Annotated in this window: 18 protein-coding genes; 15 read left to right on the top strand and 3 right to left on the bottom strand. The window is 56.7% G+C overall.

Translation table 11 applies throughout. The annotated features are described in order from the left end of the window. Positions 1–445 precede the first annotated feature (445 nt). Positions 446–661 (top strand): MarR family transcriptional regulator, encoded by a 216-nt coding sequence (locus FEJ81_RS15160; RefSeq protein WP_138246075.1) that lies wholly within the window; start codon positions 446–448, stop codon positions 659–661. A gap of 59 nt (positions 662–720) precedes the next feature. Here the strand turns inward: FEJ81_RS15160 and FEJ81_RS15155 are convergent, their stop codons facing one another. Next, positions 721–1,029: a MarR family transcriptional regulator gene (locus FEJ81_RS15155; protein ID WP_229504725.1), complete on the bottom strand. Its 309-nt coding sequence runs from the start codon at positions 1,027–1,029 to the stop codon at positions 721–723. 286 nt (positions 1,030–1,315) lie between these two features. Between FEJ81_RS15155 and FEJ81_RS15150 the strand changes: the two genes are divergently transcribed. Together FEJ81_RS15150 and FEJ81_RS15145 are read left to right on the top strand one after the other, a co-directional pair. Then, entirely contained in the window at positions 1,316–2,503 is a 1,188-nt protein-coding gene (locus tag FEJ81_RS15150; RefSeq protein WP_138246074.1) for a hypothetical protein, read from the top strand. A 241-nt stretch (positions 2,504–2,744) separates the two neighbouring features. Further along, positions 2,745–3,485, top strand: a complete 741-nt coding sequence (locus tag FEJ81_RS15145; RefSeq protein WP_138246073.1) for a hypothetical protein — start codon at positions 2,745–2,747, stop codon at positions 3,483–3,485. A gap of 148 nt (positions 3,486–3,633) precedes the next feature. Here FEJ81_RS15145 and FEJ81_RS15140 read toward each other — a convergent pair whose 3' ends face one another. Continuing rightward, a complete protein-coding gene (locus FEJ81_RS15140) occupies positions 3,634–4,053 on the bottom strand; it encodes a hypothetical protein (protein WP_138246072.1) in 420 nt (139 codons plus the stop codon). Positions 4,054–4,134: 81 nt separating this feature from the next. Between FEJ81_RS15140 and FEJ81_RS24525 the strand changes: the two genes are divergently transcribed. From FEJ81_RS24525 to FEJ81_RS15105, 8 genes are all read left to right on the top strand, one after another. Beyond that, a complete protein-coding gene (locus tag FEJ81_RS24525) occupies positions 4,135–4,269 on the top strand; it encodes a hypothetical protein (RefSeq protein WP_463605655.1) in 135 nt (44 codons plus the stop codon). A gap of 23 nt (positions 4,270–4,292) precedes the next feature. Beyond that, positions 4,293–5,216, top strand: coding sequence for a winged helix-turn-helix domain-containing protein (locus FEJ81_RS15135; protein WP_138246071.1), 924 nt, complete (start codon positions 4,293–4,295; stop codon positions 5,214–5,216). 199 nt (positions 5,217–5,415) lie between these two features. Then, on the top strand, positions 5,416–6,117 hold the full coding sequence (locus FEJ81_RS15130; RefSeq protein ID WP_138246070.1) for a class I SAM-dependent methyltransferase: 702 nt from the start codon (positions 5,416–5,418) through the stop codon (positions 6,115–6,117). Positions 6,118–6,444: 327 nt separating this feature from the next. Beyond that, positions 6,445–7,230 carry a CPBP family intramembrane glutamic endopeptidase gene (locus FEJ81_RS15125; protein ID WP_175416442.1) on the top strand — a complete coding sequence of 262 codons (786 nt, stop codon included), beginning with the start codon at positions 6,445–6,447 and terminating at the stop codon, positions 7,228–7,230. Further along, a complete protein-coding gene (locus FEJ81_RS15120) occupies positions 7,230–8,930 on the top strand; it encodes a serine hydrolase domain-containing protein (RefSeq protein ID WP_138246068.1) in 1,701 nt (566 codons plus the stop codon). The genes FEJ81_RS15125 and FEJ81_RS15120 overlap by 1 nt, the downstream gene beginning before the upstream one ends. After that, the gene (locus FEJ81_RS15115) at positions 8,927–9,334 is read left to right on the top strand and encodes a hypothetical protein (protein ID WP_138246067.1); all 408 of its coding nucleotides are present in this window, start codon (positions 8,927–8,929) and stop codon (positions 9,332–9,334) included. Before FEJ81_RS15120 ends, FEJ81_RS15115 begins: the two co-directional genes overlap by 4 nt. Before the next feature lie 70 nt (positions 9,335–9,404). Continuing rightward, positions 9,405–10,091, top strand: coding sequence for a helix-turn-helix domain-containing protein (locus FEJ81_RS15110; RefSeq protein WP_138246066.1), 687 nt, complete (start codon positions 9,405–9,407; stop codon positions 10,089–10,091). Positions 10,092–10,182: 91 nt separating this feature from the next. Then, positions 10,183–10,989, top strand: a complete 807-nt coding sequence (locus FEJ81_RS15105) for an alpha/beta fold hydrolase (RefSeq protein ID WP_138246065.1) — start codon at positions 10,183–10,185, stop codon at positions 10,987–10,989. A 17-nt stretch (positions 10,990–11,006) separates the two neighbouring features. Here FEJ81_RS15105 and FEJ81_RS15100 read toward each other — a convergent pair whose 3' ends face one another. Then, positions 11,007–11,687, bottom strand: a complete 681-nt coding sequence (locus FEJ81_RS15100; RefSeq protein ID WP_138246064.1) for a helix-turn-helix domain-containing protein — start codon at positions 11,685–11,687, stop codon at positions 11,007–11,009. 86 nt (positions 11,688–11,773) lie between these two features. Here FEJ81_RS15100 and FEJ81_RS15095 point away from each other — a divergent pair, with 86 nt between their 5' ends. From FEJ81_RS15095 to FEJ81_RS15080, 4 genes are all read left to right on the top strand, one after another. Next, positions 11,774–13,120, top strand: coding sequence for a cytochrome P450 (locus FEJ81_RS15095; protein ID WP_138246063.1), 1,347 nt, complete (start codon positions 11,774–11,776; stop codon positions 13,118–13,120). Positions 13,121–13,361: 241 nt separating this feature from the next. Then, on the top strand, positions 13,362–14,330 hold the full coding sequence (locus FEJ81_RS15090; protein ID WP_138246062.1) for a hypothetical protein: 969 nt from the start codon (positions 13,362–13,364) through the stop codon (positions 14,328–14,330). A gap of 71 nt (positions 14,331–14,401) precedes the next feature. Then, the gene (locus FEJ81_RS15085) at positions 14,402–15,055 is read left to right on the top strand and encodes a hypothetical protein (RefSeq protein WP_138246061.1); all 654 of its coding nucleotides are present in this window, start codon (positions 14,402–14,404) and stop codon (positions 15,053–15,055) included. Between the two features lie 11 nt (positions 15,056–15,066). Continuing rightward, positions 15,067–15,678, top strand: coding sequence for a hypothetical protein (locus FEJ81_RS15080; protein ID WP_138246060.1), 612 nt, complete (start codon positions 15,067–15,069; stop codon positions 15,676–15,678). The last annotated feature ends 107 nt before the right edge of the window (positions 15,679–15,785 follow it).

The raw sequence follows: 15,785 nt of genomic DNA, 5'->3' as shown, positions 1-15,785 counted from the left end.
GACCGTCGCACGTTCGAGCCAGTTTGCTGGAACAGCCTCTTGTATCCGCTTTAGCGGTATCTGGGACAGTTCCCCGTCCTATGGATCTGTGTTGTTCGAATACACTGAGCTCACGCTTAGCTTCGGCATTGCTGCTCACAGTTCCAACAGACAAACTATCACCCTTGTCTGGATATCGTTCGTAACCGATCCTCCGATGCTGTTCGTCGGTATTATTTGGTGGCGTAGCGTTGGATTGCATGCTGTCAATTTCCGTTGGCAGCACCGCGGTTGGCGTCCCAGCGCCAGCCGCCTTTCCTGTACAAGGAAGAGACGGTAGCGGTGCGTATCTATCGCTCACACCGCCACCGACTTATAAATTAGTAATTTTGTATGAATACATAACCACTATCTGCGTCCGGAGGAGTCAATTGGAATAATACGTTCGTCACCTGTAGGGACTATCATGGCTGAGATCAGCTTGAACCCGACTGATAATGCTATTCTCGACATGCTAGGTGAGGGCCGCTGTTCACCGTCCTACATAGCTGAAGAGGCCGGTTACAGCAGACAGAATGTGACCAATAGACTGGGCCGTCTCGTTGAACACGGATACGTGCGAAAATTGCATCCTGGCCTGTACGAACTTGCAGAAGATCCCCGGAAAGAAGGCGGAGATTGAGTTACGATATCAGTGCTCTAGACTGCGGAAATAGTACCACGAATCCTGGGGTGCTGGACTCACCCGCTTTCATCGCGGTCCGTTTCCAACACATCGGGGTCTAACCCGCTTTCAATAAATTCTCTCCCAATCGCGGTTATTTGGTACTGACCGCGGTTCGGTCGTTCTAATAACCCACGTTCAACAAGCGTGCGGCATCGCTTTCCCACGTAGCTTTGATCGTATTCCGTGTTGATGGCGACAACTTTCGGTGTCAGCACGATATCGTGGTCAACAAAGAACTGTAGAATATAGATGTCAGCGGGAGATAACCATTCGATTCGACGCACCATATGCAGGAACGCCTTGAAACGCGGGTAAAGACACATCGGAAAGCAAACAAAATCACTTTGATAAGAGTTCAAAATCACTCCGATTAGAGTTATTTATATGGTTCTATTACAAGTCAGGTAATGTGACTAATGGACGGTACGGTACTCACAATTGGGTTTTCAAGGAAAAACAGAGGGCGGAAAAACCACTGACCACGGTGAGAAGAAAGCGTGACCGGATCAGTTACTATGCTGCGTTGTCTGCCAAGGGTGCGATCCAAACATACCTTGGGACACAGTCGTCCTCATACGAGACCCGGTCACCTCCGGCAGGAGGTATGCAATGAGGGGAACCTCTACAAGGATGGGTCGCCGCAGCGTGCTGAAAGGAATCGGAACCGGAGCGCTAGGTACGGAAGCAGTGGCGCTGACAGGTCACGGAGCTGTGGGGACACAACGAGCAACATCTCCATCGGCGACCGAGACACCTGTGACACTCGTATCTCCTGATGACGATGCCCCGTTCAATTACCCGTACTTTCTGTATTCGCCTCAATCAGTCACAGAGAAACCTCGCCCAATACTGGTCGAGCCGAATAATACTGGCAGCTCAACTGACGATTTCTCGGAACACCGAGAAGCAGCACGGGACGCTATAGAAAACGGGTTCCCCCGGGGAATTAGCGACGAATTGGGTGTTCCGTTACTCGTTCCAGTATTCCCGAGACCCGAGTCAGACCCGGTAAGCTGGCGACACTACACCCATCAACTCGACACAGAGACGATGCACATCTCCAGTGGTCCGCTCAAACGGATCGACCTGCAGCTGATCGGAATGATCGAGGATGCGAAGGGCCGACTCTCCGGTGAGGTTTCTGACCAAGTGATGATGAATGGGTACTCGGCGGCTGGGAAGTTTGTCAACCGGTTCACCGTGCTGCATCCGGAGATGGTCACATCGGTAACAGCGGGTGGTGTCAACGGTATGGTGACGCTCCCCATTGCCGAAGACAAAGGTCACACGCTGAATTACCAAATTGGGGTAGCCGACTTCGAATCTATCACGGGTGAACCGTTTGATTTGGAGGCGTTCAGGGAAGTAGATCAGTACATCTACATGGGGGCTGAAGACACGAATGACACGCTCCCGGCGGGGGATGCTTGGAGTGATGAACAGCGTGAGATCGCACGTGACGTGTACGGTGAAGACATGCAGGATGACCGGTTCCCGTACTGTGAGTCTGTGTACGAGAGTGGCGGAGCATCCGCTGAATTCAGGCTTTACGACGGTGTCGGGCACACTGTCACTGACGAAATGTATCGGGATGTGGTTGAGTTCCACAATAAACACGCCGATATTCCAAACCGTGATGTGCAGTCCCCTGACCGGGATACGCAGACCCCTGACCGGGATGTGGATATCATAGACCTCCTCAATGCATTTGGAGTTCCGACTGAAGCCGCGTTCGTAGGGTCAATAATAACGCTTAGTGGGTTATCTTATTTGCTACATCGAACCGGGGACGATTGACCCGGAAGCAATCAGGAATACGACTTTTTAACCGGATTAAGATGCCTAAGACACATATTTTGGAAGTCGTCGCAGATATTGAGGACGACGATTTCGTCGTCAAAGTGTCTTGTCCCGATTGCACACTCCCATCGGCCAGAAGAGGTGGTCGCGTGCGTCAGTACCTACCGACGAAACCTCACGCGAGCGGCGAGACTTGCTGAAAGTTGAAACCTTACCCAAGAATAAGAACCCGTAAAGAATGGAGAATTACATCGCACGAGAATGGCACCTGATTCATGGGTACGTAGGCAAACTCCGGTGGGTGTACGAAACGGATCCGAAAGAACTCGACATCCCGGATGACTACCGGCTGAATCGCGGTGAGCACCTTACTGTCTTTGACGAAGAAGAACAAAAGAAACGCCTTGGAGCCGAGGTGAAGGAACGCGGCCGTAGAAACCCAGCCGCGTTAATCTCGTCGGCACTGGTCGCAGTTCTCGATAAAGCAGACGAGAATCTCGCGTTCTTCATCATCGAACTTTACGAGATCGACTTATTACTGTCTCAGAACCACGTCACGTCCGTCCTGACGCGAACCGGGTCGTTCCTCCAACACGCGTTAGAGGACCGACTCGGAGTTGATGACGGCCTCTCTCCGTTGATTACTGATGCGTACGAGGGCGGGGAATTGTCTGATGAAGAGGTGCGTCTTGCGCAGTTTATCCGGCAATGCAGAAACGACGTGTCTCACAACTTCGCGTATTTCACCGAGTGGAGCTACGCCGTCCACGATCATGCTTCGATTTGTGCAAAGACGTTACTGGTTTCTCTTTCTGATTCGTGGTATGGAGTCGAGTTTACCGTCGGTGAACAGTTGTCTGTTGAGAATTGCCTCCGGGTGATTGAGGTGGAATTCGGGTTTGAATGGTTGGACAGCCCGGCGACGTACGATGATGATTCGATTCAGGACAAGTACGTGACCGAGCGCGGACGGGGGTAGCCCCGAGGCTAGGTCGTTTGTCAACTGCTTCTTGATCAGGGGAGTCGATTCCCCCACTGCCCAGTATCGAGTCCCTCCACCGACTTGATGTATTCTAACGGGTCATCGGTAGAGAGAGCAGCTATTACGTGCTTCTCGACTACGTTCTTCACGCCACGTTTCTCTTCGAACAGCACGGCCCTTTCTCGATGTACGCGTACTTCTCACTCCCGCGACGCGGTTCACCGACCGCCACGTACCAGTCCGCGCCGTAGTGCCGCACGACACCGTACCACGTCAGCTTACTCGGTTTAGAGGTGCTGCTGAATACGCTTGGGGAGTTGCTATTCTGAATCTCTCGTCGCCGATCTACGAGGGAGGAGACAAGCCCGATGATGTATCTCACGCCAAAGTACACGGGAGCAACGAGCACGAGAATTAATGCGCCGGTTCGTATTATCGGGTCCGTCAGTACAACTGCGAAGACTTCACTGTTGATCGAATCAAAAGGGACGATGGCGTTAAGGAGGAGTCCGCCGATTACTGACGGAAGGAGACCCCAGACCACCCATCGCCCGATATCTGACATCACATAAGTCGTGATATTCGCACGACAAAGCGATTACGGAGCGATCCGGTCTGAGGCTGCCCGACGAATGGAAGATTTTCTTTGACCAAAGCGAGTGGGATCGTCGCCCGTAACCAGGACGACCCGTCGCGCAGCGAAGTCATTGATGCAGCGCTCACAAACCACACTAACTCAATCAAGCCAAGAATTCGACCGGGGTTTCAATATTGCCGCTGAACTGGAAGTAGATACGAAAGACAATGACGGAGAACCGCTCGGCTACGGATATTTTTCGCCTTCTCGCTGACGACACACGAGTTGATATTCTTCGCGCTGTCGCTGTTGCACAGTATGAACTCGAAGGGATCGGGTCAGGGGCTGCTGAACTCGCCTTTTCTGAGATCTACGACCACGTCGATGTGGAGAACACGTCCAAACTGTCGTATCACCTCGGAGAACTCACAGGGGCCTATCTCCGGAAAAGCGACGATGGGTATTCGCTTTCACACGCTGGTGAGCGCATTGTTCGATTCATCCTGTCGGAGAATTATGAGCAACCGGAGTCGTTTGGGCCTGAACCGGTCGATGGAGTGTGCGTCTTCTGCGGTGAGGAGGCGCTGGAGGCGAAGCTCTCGCATCAGTTTTTCCGTATCGACTGTACGGCCTGTGAGCAACAGGTTACGGGACAACCGATCACGCCCGCACAGGTCAGAACGCGGAACGGCGAGTCGCTCGTGGGGAGCGTCAAGTTACGCAGTGCGGAGGATGCCAGGCAGATCCGGCGGGGGATGTGCCCGGAGTGCGGAGCGCAGCTGTCTGCCGATGTAGTTGCGGTGCCCGATAGTCCGTTGCCTGATGCTGATTCGTTCGTGGTGACGAGTACTTGTGAGGAGTGTCTCCGGGAGTACAACAGCCCGTTGACCTACAGCGTCGTCTACCACCCGGCGTCGATTGCGTTCCACTGGGATCGTGGAGTCGATGTGACGGCGCGCGGTATTTGGGAGTTTCACGAACACGTCTATGAAGGCCGCTGGACGTCCGAACAGACGGCGTCTGATCCCGAGGAGTACGAAGTCGTATTGCGTCAAGGGGACGATGCAGTTCGACTCTATCTTGATTCGGCTGCGACGGTGGTGCGGACGGAGCGCGTGCGAGGCGAAAGCGGTGAGTTTCGACATTCTTGACAGTATTTTTACGAAACCGGCGTTGAGCAGACGGTGGGGCTGGTCGGGGCGATCTCTGATTATTGGCGTTAAGGGCGTGTTTTCGCGGTTTTCCACTCAACTCGGATTTTGAAGCAGAGCCAATAAATTATCAAATATTCAATAATTTTATTGCTGTTGCTGGCCCGACCCACAATCGCGGTCAACGGAGGTCCAACACGTGCAATCGAGCAATTCCCACGACGCGACAGGCCGGCAGCATCGAACACACAACGAGAATACCAACCAACAGCGATCAGCACGAAGGCGCTCGAAATCGGCCGACGAGATCGCTGACGCGTACGCAGACGTTGCCGACAAACTCGCACGGTGGCGACGGCTCGACCGGCTCTTTGCCGGTCGGTATCGTCGCCGCCAGTTCGAGCATGCGAACGGCCGAGTGCTGGATGTCGCCTGTGGCACCGGGCGGAATTTCCGCTACCTTCCATCGTCGAGCGAAGTCGTCGGTATCGACATCAGCGCCGAGATGCTCGCCCACGCCCGCAGTGAGCTCGACAGGCTCGAACTGGACGGGGCTGTCCATCAGATGGACGCCCAGGCACTCGACTTCCCCGACGACAGCTTCGACACCGTCATCTCGTCATTCTCCACGTGCACATTCCCCGACCCGATTGCCGCGCTCCACGAGCTGGAACGAGTCTGCACCCCCGATGGCGAGATTCTGCTGCTCGAACACAGACGCAGCGACGCCGCGCCACTTGCCTGGCTCCAGGACTGGCGCGCCGATTCCCACTACGAGAAAAACGGCTGCCGGCTGAATCACGAACCGCTGGAAACCGTCGAGCAAGCTGGGCTCCCGGTCGAGAACGCATTGACCGCGTTCTTCGGTCTTGTCACCACCATCGACGCCACCCCGAGGTAGTCGTCCATGAACGCGCACACGACCCACCACTCGCTCACGCATCGACTCAACAACCACCACGTCACAATCCACAAAACCACCATGTCCGTCCCACACCTACGCATCGCTACCCCGAGTAAGACGAGACGTTACATCAAAATTCGGCCGCCATGCCGGAGGTGACGTATGTCTAGTGTAATATCCAGTCTTCGGTCGCTCGTCTGGGGCCAGCAACACGGCCGCGTCCGCGCCATCTGGCGCGTACTCTTCCCCGTCCTTGCTGGCTTCCTCGCGTTACGCCTCGCAGGCGTAGCCGCGCTCACGTTCGACCTGAATCGCGGTGAAATGATGGTGGTCGCATTCGGCGGGACCACCCTCGTGATGCTGGGCGTCATCGGTATCTCTTCGCGGTATCTCGACCACCGTCCACTCCGCGAATACGGCTACCGTTTGTCCGGCGACTGGTGGCGGAAGTTCGTCGTTGGCACCGGACTCGGAGTCCTCATAGTTGCGATGACGACAGTCATCGCGCACTCCACCGGTTCGCTGCGAGTGACCAGCGGGACACTCGTCCCAGACGCGGCACTACTCGGGTGGCTGCTCGTCTTCTTCGCCGGGTTTGTCGGCGTCGCGCTCTACGAGGAGTTCATCTACCGCGGCTCGTTCATCACGAACGCGGTCGAGGGGCTCACAGCCCGCGATATCAGTCGCCCCGTCGCAACCGGCGTCGCCTTGGTCGCAAGCACACTCGCGTTCGCACTAATCCACCTTCCTGGGGCAATCGTCGCGGACGCCAACGTCGGACTCGTCGTCGTGAAGACCGGGCTACTCGGTGGCCTATTCGGCGTTGCGTACCTCCGTACCGAGGAGCTTGCGCTCCCGATGGGCCTGCATCTCGGTGTGAATTACGCACTCATGAACATCTTCGGCATCGGTGCCGCAGAAACCCCCGGCGTCCCGAGCTTGCTCACAGTCGAACACACCGCGACGGGTCTGTGGAGCGCATCTCGCGGTATTCCGCTCTTCGTAGCGATCCTCGCCGGATACGTCATCGTGCTCCTCTGGACACGCTGGCAAAACCGCGACCGTACCGCCCAGCAACACAACCACCTCACTCACAGCCGTTCCGACTAATGACACGACCACGACTCTCCACAACGGACGATGGCACGGATAGAGCCACGAGACGGTCGTTCCTCGCCGGTCTCGGCAGCCTTGGATTCGTCGCTATCGGAACTGCAGCCGGTCGAACGAGCGCCGCGACAGACTCTCAGAGCATCGACTCACAGCCAGGCGAGGGCCCGTTCACGGACGCGGACGAACTCGAAGCATTCGTCGATGGTGTGATGGCCGAACGGATCGGGACGATGACTCCCGGAGCTACTGTCGCCATCGTCTCGGGAGACGCACCTATTCTCACAAAAGGATACGGCGCTGCCGACGTTGATACTGATGTTCCGGTTCGAGCCGACGAGACGGTGTTCAGAGTCGGGTCAGTCGGCAAGCTCGTGACCTATACCGCCGTCATGCAGGGTGTCGAACAGGGCGTCCTTGACCTCGACACCGACGTCAACTCGTATCTCGGCGACTCCGCTGTCACAGTTCCGGCTACGTACGACGATCCGGTGACGCTCCGGCATCTCGGCACTCACACCGCCGGATTCGAATCCACGCTCGATCCCGACATTGTCGCCGACCCAGCTGCTCTCGACTCGTTGGAGGTGTTACTCACCGACCAGCAGCCTCCGCGCATCCGCCCGCCTGGTAAGCTTGTCGGATACTCCAACTACGGTGCAGCGCTCGCCGGCCACGTCGTCGCCAAAGCCCACGACACGACTTTCGAGGAGTACGTTCAGTCGGAACTCTTTGAGCCGCTCGATATGACGCACAGCACATTCGCCCAGCCAGTTCCGGACGACCAGCTTGGCGACCTCGCTGCACCACACGTCCGCGACGGTGAGCCGTTCTTGGTAGCCGATGACGTGTACATCAATATGCGTCCTGCGGGCTCGCTGAGCGCGACATCAACGGACATGGCCGCGTTCATGCGTGCCCACCTCGGCGACGGCGCAATCGGCGACACGCGGATCCTCGACCCGGACACCGCCAAGACGATGCACACCCGCCACCACGTCCGTCACCCGGAAGTCACGAATTGGCGGTACGGGTTCCACGAGTACGGCAACCCCGACGCCATCCTCATTGGCCACTCGGGCGCGACGGTCAACTTCACGAGCTACCTGCTACTCGCCCCAGACCACGATGTCGGAATCTTCGTCGCCTTCAACAGCAACCCGAATGAGGGTCCGAAAACAGTCGTTGATGAGATCGTCGCGGAGTACGAACTCCAGCAGGCTCCGACTACGCCGACACCGACTTCGAGACCGGGCGGTCAGGAGCGCGCCGAAACCACTTCCGGCGAGTACAGTCTCACGTACCTCCCGCAGAGCGGGCCACTCCAGGTCGTCGATCTGCTCGAACACCTGACCGTCGAGCCCACAGCCAACGGCCGCCTGCGCACGACGACTCTCGAAGGAGACGCCAGGCAGTGGGTCGAAACTGAACCGTACGTGTACGAGGAGGTTGGCGGTCACGATGTCCTCGCCTTCGAGGTCACAGATGGCGAGGTAAACGTACTGAACATGAACAGCGAACCGACCGGCGTCTACCAGCCCGTTCCGTTCCACGAACGCCAACTCATCACCGGCGGTGTTCTCGGGACGGCACTATCGGGCTTCGGTCTCTCGCTCGTCGGCTGGGGCGGACACAGCACTTGGCGAAAGTGGAAGCAGTATCGCACCGACGAGGGATCCGGCATGGAGGACTCCGAATGACAGATCAGCACGTCTCTCAACAACGAACCGAACAGCAGCACGAGTACGACGAACGAAGCGGGTTCACATACGGGGTTAAACGCCGACTGACGAGCGCGTCGTGGCTCGCCCGCGCGGCAAGCGTCGGCCTGAGTAGCGTCTCGATTGGATTCGTCATGCTCTTCATGTTCGTCTTGGAGACCGGCGGCGACCTCACGCTCTTCACGCGACCGCTGCCGATGCAGATCGCACTCGCCCTCCCGTATCTCATCGGAGTTCTCACACTCGGGACAACTGCTGGTGCTCTGCTGGCATGGCGCTACCGCTATTGGTCACTGCCTGCACGAATCCACCAGACGGTACTGGCGCTGCTGGGCCTCGCGTTCTGCTGGCAGCTGTCGACACTCGGGTTCCTGACGGTGTAGGTCCAGTGGACTACTTTGTAATACCCAGCTCTTTCGACGCCACCAATAGGATTGACAGCTACCATCGCGTATGAGGCTCGTCGCTGAATTCGAGATCTACTGCGACGTGCTCCCGCTCGTCGAGGTAGCAACGGCAGTGCCCGAGGCGACGATACTCCTCGAACTGCAGTTCAACCACGGGGAACGACCGCTGTTTCTCGTCACCGTGACTGACGGGTCGCACCAACCGGTTGCGAACGCTCTAACTGACGCCTATGACGTCGGTGAATGGACGCTCGTTGGAGAGGCCGGTGACACGCGTCGGTATCAGGTGATGCCAGCACTCAGCTTCGAGGAACAACTCGGCGGTCATATTAACGACCTCGCGGGCCTTGAGGCACTCGCTACGGCGGACGCGATCATCGAGCGAATCGAGGTATTACCGGACGGCTGGCGACAGACCGGGTGGTTTGCCGACCGAGAAGCGTTCAACGAGTTCTCGGCGTTCTGGCAACAGAACGCCGATTTCAGGTTGTCTCGTCTCACTCGTGATGGGGAGTCTAAACCGCCTGGCGATGGGTTAACCAATCATCAGCAGGAGGCGCTCCGGACGGCGTACGAGATGGGTCATTTCGACATCCCGCGACGAGCGTCACTGGAAGAAGTCGCCACAGAGCTGGATATCTCTGCCTCATCACTCTCTGAGCGGTTGCGTCGCGCGGAGACGCAACTCATCGAGGAGACGGTGGCGACAACATGGCCGCCTCTCCCCGATTGAACCACAACCCACCGGAACAGATCCACACTTAAATGGCCGGACGGTTGAGAGATAGCGGTTCCCCAGTCCCGCCCGAACTAAGAGACGTACAATGCAGACGGTCACGTCAGCAGATGGGACCAGTATCGCGTTCGAACGACACGGAGAGGGACCGCCCTTAATCCTCCTTCACGGTGGATCCGCACCTCAGTATTGGAAGCCGGTGGTTCCTCGGTTCGCCGAAGACTATACCGTCATCATTCCCCATCGACGCGGTGTTGGGGAAAGCGGCGACTCTGAGGTGTACAGCCTTGCCCGCGGAGTTGAGGATATACGTGCGGTCATCGATGCAGTGGACGGAACCCCGATTCTATTCGGGCACTCGTTCGGCGGTCTCTTAGCGGTCGAGACCGCCCGAACTGCACCAGTCGAGAAACTCGTCGCGTACGAACCGGCCGTTCTCGTTGGTGAGTATAGACAACAAGCCGATCTCGCGTCACAGATGCAGGCGCGAATCGATGACGGGGACCGCCGACAGGCAATGAAGTTCTACATACGCGAGGTCATGCACGGTGGCGACATCGATGATCTCGACGGGTGGCTCGCCGAGTGGCCGCCGTGGCCAGATATCATCGCTCTGACCGAAAACATCGCGCGGATCAACCGCGCCATCGAACAGTACCCCCTCCCCGACTCGCTAGACATCGACGCACCAGAACTCCTACTGACCGGAACCGAGGGCCCGCCCCACCTTCGAGATGGTATCCGTGCAGTTGACGAAGCCCTCTCGGACAGCGAGTTCATCGAGTTCGAAGGCGTCGGTCACGGCGGGCCGACAGAAGCCCCTGATCGCGTCACAACTGAGGTCCGCGCCTTCATCGACGAAAAGGAGGCACCCGCCCCCGAGGGTAGCGACTAACACCGAATTACCCTACATCATTTCGTAGTAGAACGATCTTCGTAGAGCGACACAAGTCGTGCCTCTGCTTTTCGCAGATGGTCTGCGGCGGTACTTTTCGAACAACCCAGCTCATCAGCAACATCTCGAACGCTCGCTTGGCGCGGGATTTCGTAGTACCCGAGGTCCCGTGCAACGTCAAGCACCTCTTCTTGCCGGCCGGTCAACGCTGTGACTTGTGACTCCCTGTACGCGTCGTATTCCCCGAGGCGGTTGACCGACACAGAGAGATGCTCGGGAAGATTTGCGACCAACCCCTGGAGGGCCTCTTGTTCGCCAGCAATCTCGAAGAGCATCTCACCATCGGAGCCGTATTCGATTGGTGGAACGATGAGCAGTTCAGTATCGGTGAGGAGCGCACGTAGGCGACTGGCGAACCCATGTGCAGACTCTCGAATGTAGACATAGAAACTGCGGTCATCGACTGGCGTCACGTCGTACTCTTGGATGGTTTCGACGACGTCAAGCGCCGCGAGGTACTCCTCACGTCCCTTCTCAATGTTTCCGACGACGTGGAGCAAGGTGGTGACATACTCGGGGGTCGAGAAGTTCCAATGCCGGAGATACGCTCGTTGAATCGAGTCTTGTTCGACGAGGAACTGGTGCATCGGGTGTCGCGCCTCGGGCGGGAAGCGAATCTGTAACTGGAGGTATCGCATTGGCAGGGACTGTCGTTCAGAGATGTTAAAAAGGGGTGGACCTGTCCGACAGAACACCGGAGTCCGAGTGTCGAAAATGAGTTCATATGAGCTCGGATGTGACCTACCCACCCGGTCCGCGTGGACTCCCAGTTATCGGCAACACCGTCGATCTGAGCAGAGACATCTTCGCGTTTTTCGAAGAGCTACGCGACGAGCACGGTCGCGTCGCAAGTTACGAAGTGTTTGGGACGCACGCGTGCATGGTTGCCCATCCTGACGCCGTCCAGCAGGTGCTCCTCGACGATCACGACGCATTCGAGAAAGGCGAGGTGTTGACGCGAAACCTCGCCGACGCAATGGGCGAAGGACTGTTCGTGACTGGTGGCGAACAGTGGCAGAACCAACGGACACAGGTTCAACCAGCCTTCTACCGGAACAGGTTGAACACGTACGTCCCCGAAATGCGTGCCACTGCGGAAGAGACGGTTGAACAGTGGCGCGACGGGATGGTTGTCGACGTGAACCACTGGATGACCAAGACGACGATGGACGTGCTTGGCCGGACGCTGTTCGGTGTTGACGTGACCGAGAACCCGGTTGTCTCGGAGGCATCGGACGCAATCCTCGCCCGGTTCGATACGAGCCGGTTCTGGTCCTTCCTCCCGGACCGTCTTCCCACACCAACGAATCGACGATACAGACGGAAACTCGACAACCTCCAGACCTTTGTTGATGAACTGGCTCAACAGCGTCGTCAGCAGCCGCCCGAGAACCGCGGTGACGATCTGCTGTCAATCCTCGTGGGGTTCCTCGAAGCGAGCGATCTGACACAGGAAGAACTCCGTGACAATATGGTCACGTTCCTCTTTGCCGGACACGAGACGACGGCGCTCGGACTGACATACACGTTACTCTGTCTCGCCCAGCACCCCGAGGAGCAAGCTGCCCTCCAAGAAGAAATCGACACCATCTGTGGTGAAGCGGTGGCCGCCGAGGACCTCTCGGAACTCGAACAGACTGAACGAGTCATCAACGAGGCACTGCGCCTCTACCCGCCAGTGTATATGTTCTTCCGTGAAGCGACGAGGGACGTGGAACTGGAGGGGTACCACATTCCGGAGGGTACGACCCTCGTCTTGCCGCAGTGGGCTGTCCACCGTGACCCAGCGTGGTGGGACTACCCCGAGTCGTTCCGTCCGGATCGGTTCGAGGGCGACACCGATTACCCAGAGTACGCGTACTTCCCGTTCGGTGGTGGCCCTCGGCACTGCATCGGGATGCGATTCGCGCGTATGGAAATGAAGACCGTTCTCGCAACGATTCTCCGCGAGTTTACATTCGAACTCGCGTCCAACCCGGATCCGGACCTGATTGCCAGTACGAACCTCAAGCCCGGAGAGCAAATCCAGATTGAACTCCATGAACGCGATAAAGCCAAGGACGTGAGCTAATAGCTGAGTACGGAACACGTTTCACGGGGATGGCGGATCATGATCGGATGTACTGTGACGTTCGCAGTCGTGACTGGATCTGGGTCCCGCTGGATGCAGCGACTCCCAACTCAGTTCGGTGGTATAACACTTTCATTCTGCGGAGTAGTTATTTACAGATCCCCAGTACAAAAGGCAGACAATGAGTAACCCGCGATCTAATGGTTCGTATTCTTACGACGGTCGGTTAGTGTTCAATGGGTTGTATTCCACCGAGATTCTTGACCCGGATTTTGACTTAGAGACGACCGTTGAAGATGGTCTTAAGGATTTCACTCGCGGGACTAACGAGGAACCTGGCAGTGGTTATCACATGCTGGATTTCGCTGAACGAGTCTCTCCTTCGCCGGATATCAGCCGGCAAATTAAATCAGAGTCAGAGGATATCCACGGAATCCGGTACCGGTACGAGCAGTGGAACGAACGCGAAGTGGAATCGGAGAATGGGGACGGAACCGAGTACCGCAACGTGCGAACAACGGATAGCGTGGACGTCTACTGGGATTCCCCGAACTACTTGGTCATCAAGGGTAACAAGACCGAAGCACGGCAGGCAGGGAGTCTCATCGAATCAAAACTCGGTGATTACATTAGAACGCGGGAAATCGGGTTCGCTTCAGATTTCCTGTTGTGGATTCTCTCCCAGTACAAGAACGGCGAACAGCTCGGTGATGAACTCTCCGCGAAACTCCTCAGCAACGCCCGTATCGAAGGAGAAGAAGACCGCTTCGGCCGAAGTAACCGGGTGGACGACTCGACGGATATCGCCAAAGCTACGACGATTCTAATGGGGATTCTCCGCGGGAAGGAAATGGATTTCGTCGAAGGGATTTTCGGGATGCACGGGAAGTTTGTCGCCGCCCGAGTCGAAACCGGCGGGCGGATCCACATCAAAGCCGAACAGGATATTGAAGGGTCGAATCACTTGGAACGCATGGCGTTGTCCGTGTGCTTCTTAAAGGAGTTACTCGCTGTGTACGACCACTGGCAGTCCCTCCCCTCAGAAGACAAGTACCCGCCAGTGGAATTCTTCCAAAGCCTATACGATGAATGTGAACGCCAAGGCGCGGAAATCACGTTCCCCGTCGATGAAGTGATCAGACGGTACCGTCAAAAGGGGAACCGAGAGGAGTACAAAGAACGGCAATCCGGAATCGCTGAGTTCCAATGACTGTGCGAAAGTGCCGGGGCCGAAGTACTCGTAATCGTCCCACTCGTACGGCTAACTGGGCGAGGTAATGTATGGGATCAAGTAGTCTCCGTCGAACGCGAATCCCGGGCAACGGACAGCGATTCCAGAAACTGTCCGACCTCTCAACCAACGTATTCAGCCTTTCAGACGTAGACGAGCGGACGGTTAGCGGTCTCTGCGACGAGTACCCCTTCGACGGGCAGTCGGCGTACAGCGGTGTCATTGAATACTCTGAGGATGCTATGTGGGGCGGTGGCCGGGACATTGAGCTCGAATTCGAATTCCGCGACCAGTCGAACCTATTCATTCTGGATACGGAAGTTGACCTGCCATCGGTTGAATCGGTGATACAGAAACTCAACACCCTCTCATCGGACGATGTGAAGATTTACCGGTCGTTGACTGTGCACCGTGAGCGCCTCTGGGATTTCCTGAACAATGCCGACAAAATCATTGAGCTCACCCTGATCGGAGACCAAGGCACCGAAATCTCGTTCGAAGAGTTAGGGTCCGAACCCCGCGATACCGGGCTTGAGATTGAACAGTACCCAATTGAAGCGGCGACAGTCGTGTTCTCCTACGAGGGGGAGCAAATCCTCACCCGGTACACTGACGGGACGCTGTCCGTCCATAGCGACGTCTCAAAGGCTACTGAATATCTCGTTCAACTCTTTGAGCGCGACGTGATCGCGGAGTCTGACTAGTTCTACCGACTATGGCATGGGATTTTCTCAGTATCGTCCATCTACGCGCTGAATTCCGCCCGTTCTTGTCTGAGTACAAATCGTCGATACTCGCGTGGGGGAGCGGGATTCTCGGCACCGTCCTCTGGATTGCCTCGTCGGTCCTCAGCTCGACACCGGTCGCGGTATCCGCGGCTGGGATGTACATCGTCCCTGCCGCTGGGTACTACCTTGCCTACCGTCCGTTCGGGATTCAAATCGATCTCACACCGATTGCAACTGTCGATGGGGAGAAAGAACCGGATAAGGTCGCTGAAAGCCGCGGTGAAGCGATCCTACGGGACGGTGAATGCGAGCTTCGGGGCGGTGTCACAATCTCTGAACGACTGGATTCCTTCGCAATTCAATTCGATGTACCGGACGACGTCCGCGTTGAGCTACGGGACATTCCGTGCGCTGAGCATGATTACAATCTCGAGGAGAACGTTCTCCGGGCAGACGACGTGTCCGTGTACCGGTTTTCGATTGTCCTGTTAGTGTACCTGGAGGGGCACGTTGACGGGCAGACGTACGAGTACCCACTCAAAATACGCGACGGGGAAGGTGGGAAACCGGTTCAGTCGATGGATCTGGTGACAAGGTAACACGTAGGACACCGTAGAATTTTGGTGACCAGCGTTACGCGATAAAATCGTCTTCCCCCTCACTATGGGCGGTATGTCTCTTTGTTTGGTCCAATCTCCATAGAGGA

It is taken from the genome of Natrinema versiforme, assembly GCF_005576615.1.
Classification (GTDB): Archaea; Halobacteriota; Halobacteria; order Halobacteriales; family Natrialbaceae; genus Natrinema; species Natrinema versiforme_A.
Note: the sequence above shows the minus strand (reverse complement) of the source record. Positions and strands in the feature narration are given on the sequence as shown.

Bases quoted from the DNA above. Each gene is read 5' to 3' on its own strand.
- FEJ81_RS15160 (WP_138246075.1), top strand. From the start codon at position 446: ATGGCTGAGATCAGCTTGAACCCGACTGATAATGCTATTCTCGACATG.
- FEJ81_RS15155 (WP_229504725.1), bottom strand. From the start codon at position 1,029: ATGTGTCTTTACCCGCGTTTCAAGGCGTTCCTGCATATGGTGCGTCGA.
- FEJ81_RS15150 (WP_138246074.1), top strand. From the start codon at position 1,316: ATGAGGGGAACCTCTACAAGGATGGGTCGCCGCAGCGTGCTGAAAGGA.
- FEJ81_RS15145 (WP_138246073.1), top strand. From the start codon at position 2,745: ATGGAGAATTACATCGCACGAGAATGGCACCTGATTCATGGGTACGTA.
- FEJ81_RS15140 (WP_138246072.1), bottom strand. From the start codon at position 4,053: ATGTCAGATATCGGGCGATGGGTGGTCTGGGGTCTCCTTCCGTCAGTA.
- FEJ81_RS15135 (WP_138246071.1), top strand. From the start codon at position 4,293: ATGACGGAGAACCGCTCGGCTACGGATATTTTTCGCCTTCTCGCTGAC.
- FEJ81_RS15125 (WP_175416442.1), top strand. From the start codon at position 6,445: ATGGTGGTCGCATTCGGCGGGACCACCCTCGTGATGCTGGGCGTCATC.
- FEJ81_RS15120 (WP_138246068.1), top strand. From the start codon at position 7,230: ATGACACGACCACGACTCTCCACAACGGACGATGGCACGGATAGAGCC.
- FEJ81_RS15115 (WP_138246067.1), top strand. From the start codon at position 8,927: ATGACAGATCAGCACGTCTCTCAACAACGAACCGAACAGCAGCACGAG.
- FEJ81_RS15110 (WP_138246066.1), top strand. From the start codon at position 9,405: ATGAGGCTCGTCGCTGAATTCGAGATCTACTGCGACGTGCTCCCGCTC.
- FEJ81_RS15105 (WP_138246065.1), top strand. From the start codon at position 10,183: ATGCAGACGGTCACGTCAGCAGATGGGACCAGTATCGCGTTCGAACGA.
- FEJ81_RS15100 (WP_138246064.1), bottom strand. From the start codon at position 11,687: ATGCGATACCTCCAGTTACAGATTCGCTTCCCGCCCGAGGCGCGACAC.
- FEJ81_RS15095 (WP_138246063.1), top strand. From the start codon at position 11,774: ATGAGCTCGGATGTGACCTACCCACCCGGTCCGCGTGGACTCCCAGTT.
- FEJ81_RS15085 (WP_138246061.1), top strand. From the start codon at position 14,402: ATGGGATCAAGTAGTCTCCGTCGAACGCGAATCCCGGGCAACGGACAG.
- FEJ81_RS15080 (WP_138246060.1), top strand. From the start codon at position 15,067: ATGGCATGGGATTTTCTCAGTATCGTCCATCTACGCGCTGAATTCCGC.